A 1,135-nucleotide genomic window follows, 5' to 3' on the forward strand; every position below is an offset into this window, starting at 1 on the left:
CGGTGATCTCGAGCGCAGCTTCCTCGTGCGGGATCCCCTCGGCGTAGCGGCCGAGCCGGTAGAACAGATGGCCGAGGTGGCCGTGCGCGTTGGCCGCCTCGACGCTGGTCGCGCCTCGCAGGCTGATCGTGATGTCGAGATAGCGGCGCTGATAGGTGATCGCCACGTCGTCGTGGCCGGCCGCGCCGTTGGTCTCGACCAGTTGATCGAGCCGGTCGAGCAGTTCGGCGGCATCCCGGCCGTACTCCAGCTCCTCGATCCGCAATGCTCTTTTCAGCAGTGGCAACGCTTCCTCGTGCCGGCCCAGCTCGGTCAACACCTCGGCCAGCTCGCTCAACCGGAACGCCACATCGATGTGGTCGCGGTGCAGCGCCTTCTGCGTGACCATCACCGCGTTCCGGAAGGCCTCCACCGCTTCGTCGTAACGCTCCAGCGTGCGGTACGCGCGGCCCAGACGATCCCACCCGATCGCCACGTCGAGGTGCTCGTCGCCGAAGGTGTCCCGGGAAATCCTGACCGCCCGCAGCAGCAACGGCACCGCCTCGTCGGTCCGGTCGAGGGCCATCAGGCTGTTGGCCAGACCGCCCAGCCGGACCGCGACGTCCCGTTGGTAGGGGCCGTAGATCCGCTGGGTGATGACCAGCGCCTCCCGGTCCAGACCCAGCGCCTCCTCGGTCCGTTCCAGCAGCCGGTACATGACGGCCAGGCTGCCCATCCGGGAGGCCGTCTCGGGATGCTCCCGGCCCCGGCTGGCCGTCGTGATCCGCAGGGCCTCCTCCTCCAGGGCCGCGGCCTCCTCGATCCGGTCCAGCGCGTGGTAGGTCGAGGCCAGGTTGTCGAGCGCGACCGCGATGTCGGGGTGGTCCTCCTCCAGCGACGTACGCGCGATCGCCAAGGCCTTCTCCCGCAACGGCAACGCCTTCTCGTCATCGTCGAGCGCGCTGTAACTCGCGGCCAGACCGCCGTACAACGAGGAGAGGTCGGGGTGGTTCTCGCCCAGCCGCTTCTCACCGATCGCGACCGCCTGCTGGTTGAGCACGACCGCCTTGTCCGGGCTGCCCAGCTCGCGGTAGCTGGCGGCCAGCGCGCTCATCCGAAAGGCGAGCACGATGTGATCGGCTGCGTAATGCTGCCG

Annotated in this window: 1 protein-coding gene; it reads right to left on the reverse strand. The window is 68.9% G+C overall.

What is annotated here, in order from left to right:
• A partial coding sequence (locus AB0M20_RS45000) for a tetratricopeptide repeat protein (RefSeq protein WP_364307757.1) occupies positions 1-1,108 on the reverse strand: 1,108 nt, incomplete at its 3' end.
• Positions 1,109-1,135: the final 27 nt, after the last annotated feature.

Origin of the sequence: Actinoplanes sp. NPDC051633 (genome assembly GCF_040681735.1) — a bacterium.
Lineage (GTDB): Bacteria > Actinomycetota > Actinomycetes > Mycobacteriales > Micromonosporaceae > Actinoplanes.